Annotated in this window: 17 protein-coding genes, 1 pseudogene and 1 riboswitch; of the genes and pseudogenes, 8 read left to right on the forward strand and 10 right to left on the reverse strand. The window is 58.3% G+C overall.

The window, feature by feature from the left end; translation table 11 throughout:
• Positions 1–663, forward strand: a complete 663-nt coding sequence (locus tag BA011_RS01050) for a hypothetical protein (protein ID WP_065279114.1) — start codon at positions 1–3, stop codon at positions 661–663.
• Here BA011_RS01050 and BA011_RS01055 read toward each other — a convergent pair.
• Positions 658–1773 (reverse strand): IS630 family transposase, encoded by a 1116-nt coding sequence (locus tag BA011_RS01055; protein ID WP_065282351.1) that lies wholly within the window; start codon positions 1771–1773, stop codon positions 658–660. The genes BA011_RS01050 and BA011_RS01055 overlap by 6 nt on opposite strands.
• A gap of 28 nt (positions 1774–1801) precedes the next feature.
• Between BA011_RS01055 and BA011_RS01060 the strand changes: the two genes are divergently transcribed.
• The 3 genes from BA011_RS01060 (at position 1802) to BA011_RS01075 (ending at position 4956) form a co-directional block, all read left to right on the forward strand.
• Complete coding sequence (locus BA011_RS01060; protein WP_420493416.1) at positions 1802–2086, forward strand: LexA family protein; 285 nt, start codon at positions 1802–1804, stop codon at positions 2084–2086.
• 452 nt (positions 2087–2538) lie between these two features.
• Positions 2539–4062, forward strand: coding sequence for an ISNCY family transposase (locus BA011_RS01070; protein WP_065279116.1), 1524 nt, complete (start codon positions 2539–2541; stop codon positions 4060–4062).
• A 219-nt stretch (positions 4063–4281) separates the two neighbouring features.
• On the forward strand, positions 4282–4956 hold the full coding sequence (locus tag BA011_RS01075) for a hypothetical protein (RefSeq protein WP_065279117.1): 675 nt from the start codon (positions 4282–4284) through the stop codon (positions 4954–4956).
• A gap of 394 nt (positions 4957–5350) precedes the next feature.
• On the opposite strand, the gene BA011_RS01080 is transcribed toward BA011_RS01075, so the two are convergent.
• From BA011_RS01080 to BA011_RS01090, 3 genes are all read right to left on the reverse strand, one after another.
• Positions 5351–5950, reverse strand: a complete 600-nt coding sequence (locus BA011_RS01080) for a c-type cytochrome (RefSeq protein ID WP_065279118.1) — start codon at positions 5948–5950, stop codon at positions 5351–5353.
• A 658-nt stretch (positions 5951–6608) separates the two neighbouring features.
• Positions 6609–7058, reverse strand: a complete 450-nt coding sequence (locus BA011_RS01085) for a type II toxin-antitoxin system VapC family toxin (RefSeq protein WP_065279119.1) — start codon at positions 7056–7058, stop codon at positions 6609–6611.
• On the reverse strand, positions 7055–7306 hold the full coding sequence (locus BA011_RS01090; RefSeq protein ID WP_065279120.1) for a type II toxin-antitoxin system Phd/YefM family antitoxin: 252 nt from the start codon (positions 7304–7306) through the stop codon (positions 7055–7057). The genes BA011_RS01085 and BA011_RS01090 overlap by 4 nt, the downstream gene beginning before the upstream one ends.
• Before the next feature lie 337 nt (positions 7307–7643).
• Positions 7644–7721: riboswitch (ZMP/ZTP riboswitch) on the forward strand.
• 111 nt (positions 7722–7832) lie between these two features.
• Between BA011_RS01090 and BA011_RS01095 the strand changes: the two genes are divergently transcribed.
• Entirely contained in the window at positions 7833–9041 is a 1209-nt protein-coding gene (locus BA011_RS01095) for a bifunctional folylpolyglutamate synthase/dihydrofolate synthase (RefSeq protein WP_237352539.1), read from the forward strand.
• Between the two features lie 85 nt (positions 9042–9126).
• Here the strand turns inward: BA011_RS01095 and BA011_RS01100 are convergent, their stop codons facing one another.
• Both BA011_RS01100 and BA011_RS01105 read right to left on the reverse strand, forming a co-directional pair.
• Positions 9127–9618, reverse strand: coding sequence for a DUF4411 family protein (locus tag BA011_RS01100; protein WP_065279122.1), 492 nt, complete (start codon positions 9616–9618; stop codon positions 9127–9129).
• Complete coding sequence (locus tag BA011_RS01105) at positions 9618–10778, reverse strand: ImmA/IrrE family metallo-endopeptidase (RefSeq protein ID WP_065279123.1); 1161 nt, start codon at positions 10776–10778, stop codon at positions 9618–9620. Before BA011_RS01105 ends, BA011_RS01100 begins: the two co-directional genes overlap by 1 nt.
• Positions 10779–11100: 322 nt before the next feature.
• Here BA011_RS01105 and BA011_RS01110 point away from each other — a divergent pair, with 322 nt between their 5' ends.
• Complete coding sequence (locus BA011_RS01110) at positions 11101–11340, forward strand: DUF982 domain-containing protein (protein ID WP_003546088.1); 240 nt, start codon at positions 11101–11103, stop codon at positions 11338–11340.
• Between the two features lie 26 nt (positions 11341–11366).
• Here the strand turns inward: BA011_RS01110 and BA011_RS01115 are convergent, their stop codons facing one another.
• From BA011_RS01115 to BA011_RS01130, 4 genes and pseudogenes are all read right to left on the reverse strand, one after another.
• Positions 11367–11591 (reverse strand): hypothetical protein, encoded by a 225-nt coding sequence (locus BA011_RS01115; RefSeq protein WP_065279124.1) that lies wholly within the window; start codon positions 11589–11591, stop codon positions 11367–11369.
• Positions 11588–11823: pseudogene (locus tag BA011_RS01120) on the reverse strand (hypothetical protein). The gene BA011_RS01115 and the pseudogene BA011_RS01120 overlap by 4 nt, the downstream one beginning before the upstream one ends.
• Positions 11824–11834: 11 nt before the next feature.
• Positions 11835–12098: a hypothetical protein gene (locus tag BA011_RS01125; protein ID WP_065279125.1), complete on the reverse strand. Its 264-nt coding sequence runs from the start codon at positions 12096–12098 to the stop codon at positions 11835–11837.
• An 871-nt stretch (positions 12099–12969) separates the two neighbouring features.
• Positions 12970–13617, reverse strand: coding sequence for a S24 family peptidase (locus BA011_RS01130; protein ID WP_011650846.1), 648 nt, complete (start codon positions 13615–13617; stop codon positions 12970–12972).
• A 143-nt stretch (positions 13618–13760) separates the two neighbouring features.
• On the opposite strand from BA011_RS01130, the gene BA011_RS01135 reads away from it, so the two are divergent.
• Positions 13761–13952 (forward strand): hypothetical protein, encoded by a 192-nt coding sequence (locus tag BA011_RS01135; RefSeq protein ID WP_065282359.1) that lies wholly within the window; start codon positions 13761–13763, stop codon positions 13950–13952.
• The gene (locus BA011_RS01140) at positions 13949–14167 is read left to right on the forward strand and encodes a hypothetical protein (protein WP_065279126.1); all 219 of its coding nucleotides are present in this window, start codon (positions 13949–13951) and stop codon (positions 14165–14167) included. Before BA011_RS01135 ends, BA011_RS01140 begins: the two co-directional genes overlap by 4 nt.
• Positions 14168–14422: the final 255 nt, after the last annotated feature.

Genomic DNA, 14422 nt, shown 5'->3' on the forward strand with positions numbered 1-14422 from the left:
ATGGGGCGCAAATCAGACGGTATCCGGCCCTGGTACGATAAGAAGATCGACAAATGGCATATCATCGACCCTGAACCTGGCGCACCAAAGTATCGGTGGAGCCTTGGTTTCGGCGGCGAAAAGACTGGCGAGAAAAGAGCTTTCGCCGAAGCCAAGGCCTACGAAGATGAAAAGAGGGCCGGTGGCCGCTTGATGATGACGCGACAGTCGACTTCAGATGTCACCGTCGCTGATCTGATTGCATTTTATATCGACCGCCGGATCGAAAACTTCGTGCCCGATGACGATTATCCGAACGAACTGGTACGACAGGAGGACGTTCTCGGCCGCCTTGCGGTGCTTCTCGAATTCTTCGAGGACCTGCCGCTCGATTCAGTCAGCCGCGTCCGTTGCCTGGATTTCGGCAAGTTTGTCCATACTCGTGAAATCGCACGAGCCAAGGCGCTTCATGATCGACAATATGCGATCTATGAGGGCAAGCTTGCAGCATTCCAGAAGAAGGCGGCAGCGAGAGAGAAGTTCGTCGCCGACCTTACCGGACGTGGGTGGAACCGTGTTTTACGGCCGCTGCGTAGCAAGCCGCCTGAACCTTTGGAGCCCTTCAACCCGGCCTCGATTCCTTATCGACGGTCTGCATCTAGTACCACGCCACAGAGATTATGACTCTTTGACGGGGTAAGCTTTACGGAGCTTTTTGCGGGCATTTTCGGTTGTGAACATCCATTGGATCTTTGCGCCGTGGGCGTTGCGTTGCTGCTCCCAGGCTGCGACTTCGGCGATTATGGTGTCTTTGTTGTCGATACGACGGTCGAGGCATTGGCTACGCAGGACACCGATCTCGATCTCGACCATGTTGAGCCAACTGGCGTGCTTGGGCGTGTGGTGGAACTCCAGTCGCTTCAGCACCCTTCGAGCTTGCGGGGCGGGAAATGCGTCGTAAAGCGCCCCGGCGGAATGAGTGGAGAGGTTGTCCATCACCACGCGGATGATCGGCGCGTCGGGATAATCGACGTCGACCAGTTCGCGCATGCACTCGGCGAAGTCTTGGTTGGTTCGCCGATCGGTGACCTTCACCCTGCGCCAGGGCCGGTGGGCGTCCATGAAGACAAACAGATTGACCGTGCCGTTTCGGCGATACTCGCAATCGTAGCGTTCAAGCTGGCCAGGCTTGGCCGCAATGGGCTCGCGCACTTCGCCGATGAGTTGGGTCGGGCTCTCGTCGAAGCAGACCACGGGCCTTTGTGGATCAGGCGTTTCTGCGTAGAGGTCGAGAACATCCTCCATGCGCGCGACGTATTCCCCATCGATCTTTGGGATGCACCACATGTCTTTGCGCCAAGGCTTGAGATGGTTCTCAGCCAGCCGGCGACGCACGGTCTCCGAGGACAACTGGTCATGATCGGTGAGCCGGACCATCTCATCTGCCAGAAGCTCCAGGGTCCAGCGGGCTCGCCCGGGCGGCGGCTTTGAGCAGGCGGTCGCTACCAACAGCGCCTCCTCCTTGCTCGATAGCTTGCGCTCAACACCCGGGCGCGGTTCTTCGCTGAGCGCCCCTTCCAGATTGGCTTCCACAAACCGGCGTTTGGTCCGGTAAATCGTCGATCCGCTGACGTTCAAGGTTGCCGCGATCACCTCGTCGCTGAAGCCTTCGTTCGCTGCGACCAGGATCTGGGCGCGCTTGATCTTGCGCGACCTGTGGCACCCCCCGCTCAACAAAGCGGCCAGTTGGTCACGTTCCGATTGGCTAAGCTCTATGTGAAACTTTATATTCATCGACACCTCCTTCAGCGTGGAGACGCAGATGAATCCCAAAATGAGTCCCTCACTTGACCCGCAAGCCGCAACGGCAAGACGGGGCCTTACGCAGATCCAAGGCCAGTACCTGGCCTTCATCTACGCCTACAGCCGCATCTTCAAACAGCCTCCGGCCGAAGCCGACATGCGTCGCCACTTCGGCGTTACGGCTCCGTCTGTTCACCAGATGGTGCTGACCCTCGAGAAGGCGGGTTTTATATCTCGCGTGCCAGGCGCCGCACGCAGCATCCAACTTCTCATCCCACCAGAAGCCCTGCCAATTCTACGATAAGACAAACCGTCATAATCTCTGTGGCGTGGTACTAGACGTTATCTGGAGGAGCTTAGCGCGGCCGTCACCTTTGCGGTCACCTACGAATTCATCCGTCACAAAATTCATATCCACCTGCCACCGAAGTATGACCCTCGAAAGCATCAGTTCACGTTGGCGGACGTCCGTCGCATCATCAGGGCGGCGTATCGTCGCAAGGGCATGGGCTGGGTCAACGGTAAGCCGGTCAAGGACCTGCCGACCCGGCGGCACCTTGCCCGCTTCGCCTTCCTCGCAATCACGACTGGATCGCGCAAAGACAAGATCGAGCGCGTATCATTTTACAATGAAGGGGACCGCCTATAGCGCGACGATCAGGATGAGACGCCGCATTGCCTCGCCTGAACTGCTCCCTGAGAATGGGTTATTGCCTCATCTAAATTGCTCCCGACGAATCAACCTCGGGAGCTTTGATGAGGAAGGTAAGCATGGCGACACGTGTGGAATTGGTGGCGGCGATCAGTTGTCGCTATGTGTTAGGCGGGCGGGCCGAGAAGGCGAGGATGTTGGACGAGTTCGTGGCGCTCACGGGCTTTCATCGCAAGCATGCGATGCGACTGCTGCGAGGAGAACGCGAACCGGCGAAGGGTGGTCCTCGGCCAGGGCGCCGGGTTTACGGCGATGACGTGCGGGCGGCGCTCGTCGTTGTTTGGGAGGCGTCGGATCGAATTTGCGGCAAGCGACTACACCCCCTGTTGCCAACACTGATCGAAGCGATGGAACGTCATGGACATGGCGATATGAATAGCGAGACGCGCCGGCAACTCTTGACGATGAGCCCAGCGACGATTGATCGAGTCCTCAAGGAGATTAAAGCGAGCGCCACGGGTCCGCGGCGCCGGAAAGGATCAACGGCGATTCGGCGTAGTGTTCCCGTTCGAACGTTCTCGGATTGGGATGACCCCGCACCCGGCTTTGTCGAGGCTGATCTCGTTTCTCATTCCGGCCCGTACGCGAGAGGTGCCTTCTCGCAAACGCTGGTGTTGACCGATATAGCCACGGGCTGGACGGAATGCGCGCCGCTGCTGGTTCGCGAGCAAACGGTACTGATCACTGCGTTGACCGAACTGCGCAAGTTGCTGCCGTTCCCGCTGCTGGGCTTCGACACCGACAACGACAGTGTGTTCATGAACGAGAGCGTTCATGAGTATTGCTTGCGAGATAATATCGAACTCACCCGTTGCCGCCCCTACCGAAAGAACGACCAGGCATTTGTCGAGCAGAAGAATGGCGCGATCGTGCGCAAGATCGTTGGATACCGACGCTTCGAGGGGCTGCGAGCCACCCGGGAGCTGGCCAAGCTTTATTCCTCAATGCGGTTGTTCGTGAATTTCTTTCAGCCATCATTCAAGCTGAAAGAAAAGCACCGTGACGGAGCCAAGGTGATCAAGCGCTATCATCGTCCCGCCACGCCTTATCAGCGGCTGCTTGACGACGCACGCACGCCGGAGGATACATGCCTTCGGCTCAAGGCGATGTACCTGACGCTCGATCCGGTTCGGCTGCTCCGCGACATACGGCTGGCACAAGAGAGATTGGTCGAAATTGCTGACAAGCCTGATGGTCCGCCTGCCACCGACGGCGAGGCATTACCGCTCGAAGACTTTCTGTCTGGCTTACGGATTGCTTGGCGTGGTGGTGAAGTGAAACCGACTGCCCGCTCCAAGCCAGCGGCCAAGCGAGAGCGGCGGAGGCCCGATCCTCTACTCGCCGTCACTGCCGAACTCGAGGATTGGTTCGAGGCGGAGCCTTGGCGAACTTCGCGAGAGTTGCTTGAACGCTTGCAGGTCAAATACCCCGGCGTGTATCCCGACGGCCTCATTCGGACCGTGCAGCGTCGAATGAAGATCTGGCGCAGTACACAGGCCAATGCGCTGGTGTTCGGGCCATTCGCCGATGCCGCGCGGCAGACGCAAAACGTAGAGGTCGTGCAGTGAGGCTCTTACCGCCAGGTTGGCCTTCGACAACCCGCGGAAAACATGATGAACGCCCGCGAAGCCGCCCGCTCGCTACAGCGCTATTGAGGGCGCGCTCGCGAGCGGCTTCGCTACCTCCGTCACCTTGCACCAGGTGCGGGGACAAGATCGTAACAACCCGTGAGGCATTCGAGAACATCCGAGTGAGGCAACGGCATTATTCTCCGGGAACACTCTTGGGTGAGGCAATACGAGTCTCACCTTGTTTGTCGCCGCGCAGACCGCCCTTGGATCGACCTCTATCAGGTAGTTGATGAGGTTACTGGTAAGCTCCTGTGGAAGGGTCGATATCACCGGCTTGGAGAAGAAGAGGTTAGACACAAAACAAAGCAGGCACCTGACTTCCCGATCCCTGAAATCGTCGTCAAGCGGCTGGTCCGGTGGCGTGATGAGGGCATCATCTATCCTTGTGCTTACCCCTACCACCGGCTTGGGAAGGAGGAGCCGGGTAACGTGAAGGATGGCATGAAGGCCATTTTCGAAGATACATTCGGCGACAATACCGAGTCTGTAATCCATACGTTCCGACATTCAGCAGCCACTTGGCTCTGTGCTCAGAAGGACCTTCCGCTTCCGAGCATCGCCGCTTACCTGGGCATGAGCACCGAGACGCTGGTGAAGACTTATGCGAAACACCGTGAGGAAGACCTTCAGAAAATTGCCGAAGCAATCTCCGATCCGCTGAGGAAATCGACGGGGGTCCACGCGGTGAAGTTGCGTGAGACGAAGCCGAAACAGGACAAGAACACCCGACAGAAATCGACAGAAAACGACAAAATGAAAATGAATTGGAGTGAACGAGAATCAACGCCGGTGGCTAAAAGAAAAACAAATTCAATCGGAAAGGCCGCGTAGCAAGGTGACTCGATTACTGAAGCGGATCGTTCGGGACGTGGGGGTCGAGTGTTCGAATCACTCCACTCCGACCAGCTAGAAACCCCGCTCCGGCGGGGTTTTTCGTTTCTGGCGCTGCTATGCCGATTTTTGCACGGCAACGATTGATCATCTCTTGCGACCAGCTCTCCCCGTAGTGAACGAAGTTGACGATGTCTGTGCGATGGTCCGACGCCTGTTTGATGGAGACCTTTAATCCACGACAAGGTCGATGAATTGGCTCCCGGGCTGTCGCTCCACCATATCGGCGGACATACGATGCTTAGTTCGTGGGCAAAGAGGTGCCGATCGCCGTAACGCAGTGATCGCTATTTCGGCGGCCCGATTTGGTGGATCGCCGACCCCGAACTGATCGTCAGAGGCCGGCAAGATAGTGAGCCATGGCAGCGATGTCGTCGGCCGAAAAATTGCGCACCAAGGCCGTCATGCGGGGCATGTTCGGGCGCTTGTTATCGTGAAAGTCGGAGAGGGTTTTGATCAGGTAGTCCAGCTTCTGATTTGCGACGCGCGGAGTGTTGGCGTATCCGACGAAACCCTCCCGGTGGCACGAGGTGCACTTCTTCTCGACGTCGAGCGCTTGGAAGCGGGTAATGCTCGCTGCGTCGGCCGGCTCGCGATAGGCGGGCCAGGGCAGTGCGGAGAAGTAGGCCGCAAGCGCCTTCATGTCGTCGTCGGAAAGATTCTTCGCGATCCGGCCCATGAGGTCGTCGGCGCGCGCTCCATTGCGATATTCCTGCAAAGCTATCAGCAAAGAGGACTCGTGCTGGCCGGCGATGATCGGCGTGTTCTTAACAGTCGGCAGACCTTTCCTACCGTGACACATCTGGCAAAGCTTGGCCTTGTGGGAGATTGCCGCCGGCGGTGGCGCAGCATTGTCCTGCGCTCCAGCCGGCAGCGGACCGAGGGCCACGAGAGCGGCGATGACGAACGGAGCGAGCGCCCTGCAGCAGGGCATGCGAGGCCTCCAGATCGGGGCTGTGATGCTGATCTTATCAGGAGATGCAATCATTGGCGAGCGGACCCCCGTCGCCTGGGGCCATCGAATGGAACCAACCCCGGCCAGCGCCGTTATACGCGAGGGAGTCCCACCATGAGCAACGCCCGTCAGGCGCAAACGAGATGGTGATGGTCCTCCCAGGAGAACGCACATGGATCTCACAACCCTTCTCATCATCGTTGTGATACTTCTTTTGCTAGGCGGCGGCGGCTGGTACGGCCGAGGGCGCTGGTATTAAAAGACGGTCGGCGTGGCACGCATCACTGGGTTGACGAGCGCTCCGGCTAACTGAGCGCGGCGGGACGGCGCCATTGGCATTGGCCGCCAGTTCAGGCTACCGTCTTCTCAGTGTGTTCCGATCTTGGTTGCGCATCCTCCAAATGCGGTTCGGTTGCGGTACGGCAATGATTGGCAACGATGGGGCGGAACAGAGCGTGTTTTGGCGTCACGTTCGAACGCGAAAAAGCCCGGCAATGCGGGGCTTTTGAGATTATTGTTGTTGTTCGGGACGTGAATCACTCCACTCCGACCAGCTGTAACCCTCGATCATCATTCCCGAAATCAGGGTTGCCAATGTTTACCGAAATTCTCAGCTGACGAAAAATGACGGCAACGATCATTCCGACCGGAACGCGGCGGGAAGATCGACAGCGACGTCAAGCGGCTGGAAATGCCGCAGGTTTTCCGTAATGACGGTGAGGTCGTAGGCGCGTGCGGTCGCCGCGATGAAGAGATCGCCAAGGCCGGGATGACGGCCTTGGCTCTCGGCTTCATCTTCCAGAGCGCCGACGATGCGCGCGACAACGGTATCCATCGGCAAGATCCGATCCCCGAAACTCTCGGTGATGACGTCCAGCCATGTCGAAAGGCGCTTTGCCCGCTCGATCCCGCCGCGACGGTGAAGGCTCCTCATTCCCTTCTCGATCTCCGCGACTGACAGAGCCGACAGAAACAGGCTATCGGCTTCGCCCTGCTCATGAAACCATGCCCGCACCGGATCGGACGCCGGCGCCTTGCCCGGCGCGAGCTTCGAGATGATGTTCGTGTCGAGAAGATAGGCGGTCACAGATCGATATCGCGCATTTTCGAAGGGTTCCGCTCCAGCTCGACCCCGCCGGGAAACGTCAACAGGAAATCCCCGAAATTCGGCCGTGGCTTCTTCAAAGCCCTTTTCGCCGCCTCGGCCGCTTCGACGGACACAAGCACGGCAGCGGGCTTTCCGTGCCGCGTGATCGTCACGAATTCCCCGCTTGCCGCTTCATCGACCAGACCGGCGAAACCGGCCTTTGCCTCTGCCACGCTGATTGTCGACATTGCAGTTCTCTATTTTAAATGACCATATATGGTCAAAATAGACATTGCGCCGACGAAATCAAGAGGAGGATTTTCCAAGGGTGCATGGGGTCGCATGAATCAAGTTCGATGCATTGCGCTTTAGAACCGGCCGAAAGCGCATCCTTCCTCCGGTTATAATTTTTCTGCAGGAAAGTTATAACCGAGGCGCAGCTGGCAGGGGGGCTCGGTAAATCGGCGCCGCATGGATCAAGTTCGAGCAGATCCCGGCTTTTGAGCGGTACCTCCATCCAGGTGCCCGCAATTTGCAGTTCACACGAGCGCCGCTCTGGATTTCAGAATCATCTATGCTAGCATCGACGGCCTGCGTGACTGGCGATGAAGGTGGATACCACCGGGGAGCGCAGGAGTTTGGCCGCTCGCCTGGGCATCTGGATCATGTTTGAGAAGGTGCCCCATGTCGTCCCACATCGAAAGTGAACGGCTTTCGAATTCTTTAGCCGAGCTTGATCAACTCACGAATTGGGAGCGCCGACCGCGCGGAGATATGCGGGTCGATTTGGAGCCGATGCGCGATCTCGCTCGTCGGCTTGGCGATCCCCAGAACAGCTTCCGTATCGTCCATGTGGCCGGCACCAAGGGCAAAGGCTCGACTTGTGCCCTGATCGAAGCGGGTCTTGCGCGGGCGGGGCTCTCCGTCGGGCGATATGCCTCGCCGCATGTCATGCACATGACCGAGCGGGTTAGCATTGATGGCAGTCCGGTCGGCGAGGAGCGCCTGGCGGACGCGCTCGGGGCAGCGCTGACGGCGTTCAAAGACGCAAGGCGGGAGGCGACGGACGGGCAGGGGGCGACCTGGTTCGATATCCTGACGGTCTCGGCCTTTCTGATCTTCAGGTCGGAAAGGGTAGAGTGGGCCGTTCTCGAAACCGGACTTGGAGGGAGATGGGACTCGACCAATATCGTTCAAAGCGATGTCGCGGTTATCACCAATATCGATCTTGAGCACACCGAAATCCTCGGCAAAACCCGCGCGGCCATTGCCTTCGAAAAGGCAGGAATCATAAAGCGCGGTGCGACGGTCGTCACACTCCTGTCGGAGGCGGACGAGGCGGGTGCTGTCGTATCCGCTCGGGCAGCAGAACTCGGCTGTGCCGTGCGGCGCCCCACCGTGCCGGCCGACGCAACGATTGAGCAGCGGAATGTTGCCCTGGCGGGCGCGGTTCTGGATGAACTCGGGAAAATGGGCGTCATGACAAAGGGCGCAAGCGCGATGTCGGAGCCTCTTGGAGAACAGCTCCTCGATCCCTCAACGATCGAAGCTGCTCGCCTGCCAGGACGGCTCGAAAAGTTCGCCGTCGACACCAGCCACGGCGATAATGCCAAGGTCAATGTGGTGCTGGACGGCGCTCATGTCCCGTTCAACCTTGCTGCGGTTCTCAGTGACCTTTCACAAGAAGAAAAATACCGCGCTCCCTGCATTGCCGTCATGTCAATCGCGGAAGACAAGGACGCGGCAGGCTTGCTGTCGACGATGACGCTGCATGATATGTCGATCATCTTCACCACCGTGGGCGCCAGATCGCGTTCGCCGGAACAGCTGAAGACGATTGCCGACACCCTTGGGCTGCTGAGCATCGTCATGCTCGACCCGCTCGAAGCCTATCAAGAAGCACTGGCAGGTGCCACGGAATCGGGCGCATGGGTTCTCGTGACAGGATCGCTCTATCTCGTCGGCATCATCCGCGCGGCATGAGCGGGTGTGCACTCATGCCCCATAAAGACTGACCCATCCGACCTGGAGTTATACATGTATGTCCGGCGAAAATGACGGTTGGTCTCTATCCCAACTTGAAGATTGTCGAAAATTTCCGGAGTGCATCGAATGTGTTGACGCAGGGTACTCCGAATACTTGGCAGACATTTGGTATGGGAACTCGACGCTTCGAATGTGGTTCGATCACTTCGTGAGTGATGATTGTGGCACCAATGGTTATAGCCTTCGCTATCAGCCATGGATCGGCTTTTGCCAGAAACTTTTCGATTGCTGCATCCTTATATCCGCCACCGGCAACGGCATCCACAACAGCTGCAAAGTTCCCCTGAGTCGCCGCGTCATCAACAGGCAGAAACCATGCCGCATCACGACGTTCTTTGGCCCACGCAGCGAGATCATCCTTCCCTTCAAACAATTCGTCTCGCACGTTCACGATGGTGCCAACGTCTGTCCCGCAGACATTGTCCATCCACTCCCAAAAACCTGGGCATATATCGAACGCATAATACCGATTCTTCGCCTCGATAAAGATGTTTGAATCGAGGAGCAGCTTCATCAAGCGGCCTGTCTGCGCGAGTGAAATTTCATGATTGAGCCTGGCTGCGTGTTCAGCAGAGCTGCGGCTTGCCGGAGCAGGAGGCGCCCGGAAACAGCTTCATTTACAACCGAGTTCGTAAACCGGCCACCATTCCGGACAGGAAGCGTTTTGTAGAAATCGCCGCCACTACCATTGTCCTCTTCCCATTTTTTGCTTTCGATCGCGTAATACCGTTTATAATCATCTTCAGAAATAAGCCCCAAGTCGTAAGCCCTGCGGGCGATAACGATGCGACTTACCTTGAAGCGCCTGGTATTCAGGTCAATGTTCGACCCGGCTGGGATCTTTTCGACCCAGCGAGCTTTGAATTGATCAGTCGGGACGAGGAATTCAGCCGCGATCTGATTACATTTCCGCTCAAGGGCGCGATGGGTCCCGTAATCGGAATCTCCGATCTGCACATTGGAAACGCCGCTCTCACCAAGCCAAATATGGGCAAGCTCGTGAGCCAATGTAAAAATCTGAGCTGCTTTCGCATCCGCGCCATTTATGAATATCAAAGGTATGACTTTGTCGCTGATCGCAAAACCGCGGAACTGCGAAACGGACAACCCACGCGACGTGTTGCTACCTACAACACCGTTGCGCATGACCCAGATTCCGGCGTCCTCCGACTTTTTCATGAGTAGCGTGAGGTATGCCTCCCAGTTGGCGACTGCCCTCAGATCGAGGCCCTCGTCGCGGAAGAGGACGCGCTTCATGTCATCTGCCACGTTTCTCGAATCGGCCGTCAGGTCAAAGCTGCTGACAAATGGCAGTTCGTCTCCGTCGATCTCCATACAGAAATCTCTGTACCAATCCCGCTTGAACATAACGTCCTTCAGCAGGTCGCGGAAATTGTGGTCGAGTTTGGTTGCAAGATCCCCGCCGACCGTTCGAAGATCCGGGATGGGTAAATCCTCTGGGGGCGGCTTTTTGAGGTAGAGAAACCCAAATGGAATATGGAGACACTTTGCCAATTTTTGAGCTTGTGCAAACGACGGTTGATCAGTGCCGTCAAACCAACTGATGACGCGGTCGAGGTCGACCTTCAGTTTCTGGCTCAGTGTTTCGGCGTTCATGTCGGCGCGATCAGCGGCCCACACAATCATATCCGAGTTGATCAGCGCCTTGGTCATAATGGTTTCAGCAGTTGAGTCCCCACGGGGAGAGATTGCACACAGAAAGAAGTTAACGAAAACCCCCAGGCTCGCTCGGGTATATGAAATAAACATCTGCACAACACAATTTGTTTCAAATTCTGGCGATGTGTTAGAGAAACCCGCCGACCTTCTTCCCGCATGCCGTGTTGTCTGGTGTGCTAGATCAGCGCCAGTGACACACGCCCGGCGGCGATGGCGATACGTCTTTTCCAGCGTTTCCGACTCATCTCGTCATCTCAACCGGAACGAGTCCCCAAGTGATTCGTTGAGTCGCGTGTCCAGCGTGAGGGGCTGCATCATGAGCAAGCGACGAAGCTTCAAACCGGTGAAAATCACCATCAATGGGAAGACCAGAACCGTCTACAATGTCGTGCAGGCGGGCAACACTTTGCTGAATGACTGGCCCGAGCAGACGCCGGCGGCCAAGGTGGCCGAACGGCTTGTGCTTGATGTGTTCAATGATGCCGCCGGGCCCGAGCAGGTGCGCCGCGCATTCATCACCGCGGCGAAGGCGAGCGACATCAAGTTCAGCTCCTGACCGGCGGTGTCGGCAAAAGCCATGGCTCACTTCCATGATACCTGTTCCTGGTTTCGCAGATCCCGGGTTTTGAACTGCGTCTCCATCCAGGCGGCCGATACGATCGCCGCGAGGAAGCCGAAGGTGAGGCAGGCGATGGCCTGGGTTCGCCACGAGACGAAGGTGACCGGCGCCGGGGTGACGGGCTTTTTCGCGCATTCGCCGGGCGGGCAGGCGCAGCCGGAAAAGGCCTTGATGACGCAATCGCTCATGCTGCACCGCCTTTCACCGTGTCGATGGCGGCGAGGATCTTCTGGTGAAGGGGGCAGCCGTGATCGTCGCTGCCGTCGAAAAAGCGTTCGGCCTCCACCGCGCCTTCAGGAGATCGGGTGCCCCGGCCGTGACGCGGGCCTTGGCGCGGGTCTTTTCGGCTGTCCCGGCCTGTCGGGCGGCAGGAAGGGGAGGGCTCTCGGTTGAAGCAGGTGTAAGGTTGGCGGCAGACATCTCCGTTCCCCTCAGGCGTAGAATTGATCGTTACTGGCGATGCCCATGATCTCGCGGGCATAGCGGTAATGCTCCTCGACGGACGCCGCCGCCCCGCGCAGCCAGGATGGGCCGCGGATTGAATGTTCGGGACGGCGCAGGAAGGCGAAGCCAAGCGCGCCCATGCGCTGGGCCTCGATCGCCATATAGGCGCGGCAGTCGCCGATCGTCTGCGCGCCATTCCAGCGGGCATCCCGCTTGCTCTCCTCGGTCTCGATTTTGCGGATGTGCTGCATCGCCTGTCCTCTCGCGCCTCTGATCGAGTTGTGAGAGAAAGGTATTAATAATACCCGATCGCGTCAACCGTGAAAGGTATAAAAAATACCCCTTGGATTGACGAGGTACGAATCATAGGTCTATGTCTGGGGCAGATGATTGGGCGACCGGGTGCAACTCCCGAGCTGACGAAGCCCAGCGGCGCGGGAAGCGAAAGTCCTTAAGTGCGCTGTCAGAAAATCAGGACGAGGGCGAAGCGAATGGCCCCTCTGGCACGTGTCCCATCCCGGCTCCGGCCTTCAGGACTTGGCCAATGCTCTCCCGGCTTCATGGGCTTTGCTCATGGGGTAGGGGGAAGCTTTGGCCGGAACCCTCCCTCACCAGCCTTCAGGAACCTTCTCCTCCTAAGCCTAAGAGATAGGATAGAGAACTGAAATTGGAGCAGATGATGAAAACAAAAAAAGGAGGTCGGCGGCACGAAATCGAAATCACCGACGGGGTGATCGATGCGGGTCTCGGATCACCGAACTTTTAAGGTCCATGGAAAGAGAAGCTGCCGACGGACATGTTCTCCCCGCCGCCATTCGTTTCATCCTGGCGGCGGTGACGAGGGTGGTGCGCGAACGGCATCCGGAGCTTCCACAATTTGTGGTTTCAGGGGATGAATCGTCTCGATATACCTCGCGATCCCGGTTGGGGTCGGCGAGCTTCGGAGCGAAATCCTACAGGCCGTACATCTCTCGTGCGGCGCTATACGCCAGGAGCAACACCGCTAGTGTGACGATATAGAACCAGATTCGGCCGGCGCGTGAGGAAGGGCGTATCATCCTGTTTTCCCTGTTGAAATATGATTGATTCGCGACGTTATTTCCGAGCCTTGCGCTGTCGCCCTTACATCTCGATGATCGATCGGCGGACGCGGCCGACGATGGTGACGGCGCCCTGGAATTCCGGCGGCGGCACGTCTTCGTAGGAAGCGGGCTGGAAGGGCGGATCGTCGTTTGGGCGATAGCGCTTGTAGGTTGCGGCGCCCGTCTCGTCGGCAACGACATAGAGGGCGTTCGGCGCCAGGCGCTTGTCGCGCAGATTGACGAAGATGATCGAGCCCGGCGGCGAGATCTTGTTCATCGAATTGCCTTCGACCTCGAGCGCGATCCATTCGCCATCGGGCAGGTCGAGGGCGGCGACCGTCGGGAATTCCGAAAAATCGGTGATCGGCGCCTGCTCGCTCAGCTGGCCGGCGCTGACCCAGGAGATTTTCGGCACATCGGCGACGGAGGCGGGCAGCTCATCCGGATCGAGCGCATTGCCGGTTCCGAACTGCAGCCAGTTGAGATTGACCTTGAAAGCGCGGGCATACTTCTTCGCATCGGCAATGCCGAAGCCGTTGCGGCCGGATTCATGCGCCTTGTAGACATTCGCATTCCAGCCGAACCGATCGACGATCGCCTTCGGGCCGGCAAAGCCCGCATTCTTCCGGGCCATGACGAGGCGCTTTGCGCGTTCTTCGCGTTCAAATTGTTCCTGATCTTTCAACATGATATAAAAAATACCCTAAAATAAGGTACATGTCATGCCCTAATGTGCTTGACATATCGGGTATTAATTGTACCCTAATCGACATGACAAGCGCCGACATCATTCAACAACGGGCCACGTTCCGCGGCTGGGGAGACGACGCCATGAGGTTCACCATTTCCTCGGAAGAGCGGCTCGCCATGGACGTGATGCCGGCCGGCGTCGTCATTCACCGGCCGCAAGGCCCAAGGGGAGGGCGCATGTCGGTGATATCAGTTCGCAACGAGGATATTCCCTTCCTCGCCAAGGCCCTGCAGCAGGTGCTGAATGCCAACCGGGAGGTGGAATCGATATGACCATCTTCACCGCAACAGCCGCCGGCGAGTTCCAGCGCCGCGGTGCCCGCTACATCGGCTGCCCGGTGTGCGGCAAGGCGCTGTCGATTGCCGAGGTGATCGAGCGCCACTGTGAGAACTGCGATCGGCCAACGCGCCCGGAAGAGATTAGCGAGACGATGATCCCGCCCGGCGCTCTGTCGATCACCAACCCCGATAGCCCAGCCCCTCCCTGACGGCTATCGGCCGCTGACGTCGTCGCCCTCCCTCGGCGACGCCAGCATCTCGGACGCGACTCTGTCGCGCCGAGCGGGTGCGGCGATGCCGTGCCCACCGGCGCGACTCTGTCGCGTCCGACCCAGGCGGCGGCCTGGCAGACGACCGGAGCCTTTGCTCGCGCAAGAGCCGGCTCCGGTCGTCATCGATGAATTTGAATCAAGCACGGGACGAGCCACCCGCTCCGGCGGGAACGGCGGGCCGCGTTCGAAATC

Source organism: Rhizobium leguminosarum, from assembly GCF_001679785.1.
In the GTDB taxonomy this organism is placed as follows: Bacteria; Pseudomonadota; Alphaproteobacteria; order Rhizobiales; family Rhizobiaceae; genus Rhizobium; species Rhizobium leguminosarum_R.

Excerpts from the sequence above, each read along its gene's own strand:
- BA011_RS01050 (WP_065279114.1), top strand. The coding sequence starts at position 1 with ATGGGGCGCAAATCAGACGGTATCCGGCCCTGGTACGATAAGAAGATC.
- BA011_RS01055 (WP_065282351.1), bottom strand. The coding sequence starts at position 1,773 with ATGAATATAAAGTTTCACATAGAGCTTAGCCAATCGGAACGTGACCAA.
- BA011_RS01060 (WP_420493416.1), top strand. The coding sequence starts at position 1,802 with ATGAATCCCAAAATGAGTCCCTCACTTGACCCGCAAGCCGCAACGGCA.
- BA011_RS01070 (WP_065279116.1), top strand. The coding sequence starts at position 2,539 with ATGAGGAAGGTAAGCATGGCGACACGTGTGGAATTGGTGGCGGCGATC.
- BA011_RS01080 (WP_065279118.1), bottom strand. The coding sequence starts at position 5,950 with ATGCCCTGCTGCAGGGCGCTCGCTCCGTTCGTCATCGCCGCTCTCGTG.
- BA011_RS01090 (WP_065279120.1), bottom strand. The coding sequence starts at position 7,306 with ATGTCGACAATCAGCGTGGCAGAGGCAAAGGCCGGTTTCGCCGGTCTG.
- BA011_RS01095 (WP_237352539.1), top strand. The coding sequence starts at position 7,833 with ATGCGGGTCGATTTGGAGCCGATGCGCGATCTCGCTCGTCGGCTTGGC.
- BA011_RS01100 (WP_065279122.1), bottom strand. The coding sequence starts at position 9,618 with ATGAAGCTGCTCCTCGATTCAAACATCTTTATCGAGGCGAAGAATCGG.
- BA011_RS01105 (WP_065279123.1), bottom strand. The coding sequence starts at position 10,778 with ATGACCAAGGCGCTGATCAACTCGGATATGATTGTGTGGGCCGCTGAT.
- BA011_RS01110 (WP_003546088.1), top strand. The coding sequence starts at position 11,101 with ATGAGCAAGCGACGAAGCTTCAAACCGGTGAAAATCACCATCAATGGG.
- BA011_RS01115 (WP_065279124.1), bottom strand. The coding sequence starts at position 11,591 with ATGAGCGATTGCGTCATCAAGGCCTTTTCCGGCTGCGCCTGCCCGCCC.
- BA011_RS01125 (WP_065279125.1), bottom strand. The coding sequence starts at position 12,098 with ATGCAGCACATCCGCAAAATCGAGACCGAGGAGAGCAAGCGGGATGCC.
- BA011_RS01130 (WP_011650846.1), bottom strand. The coding sequence starts at position 13,617 with ATGTTGAAAGATCAGGAACAATTTGAACGCGAAGAACGCGCAAAGCGC.
- BA011_RS01135 (WP_065282359.1), top strand. The coding sequence starts at position 13,761 with ATGAGGTTCACCATTTCCTCGGAAGAGCGGCTCGCCATGGACGTGATG.
- BA011_RS01140 (WP_065279126.1), top strand. The coding sequence starts at position 13,949 with ATGACCATCTTCACCGCAACAGCCGCCGGCGAGTTCCAGCGCCGCGGT.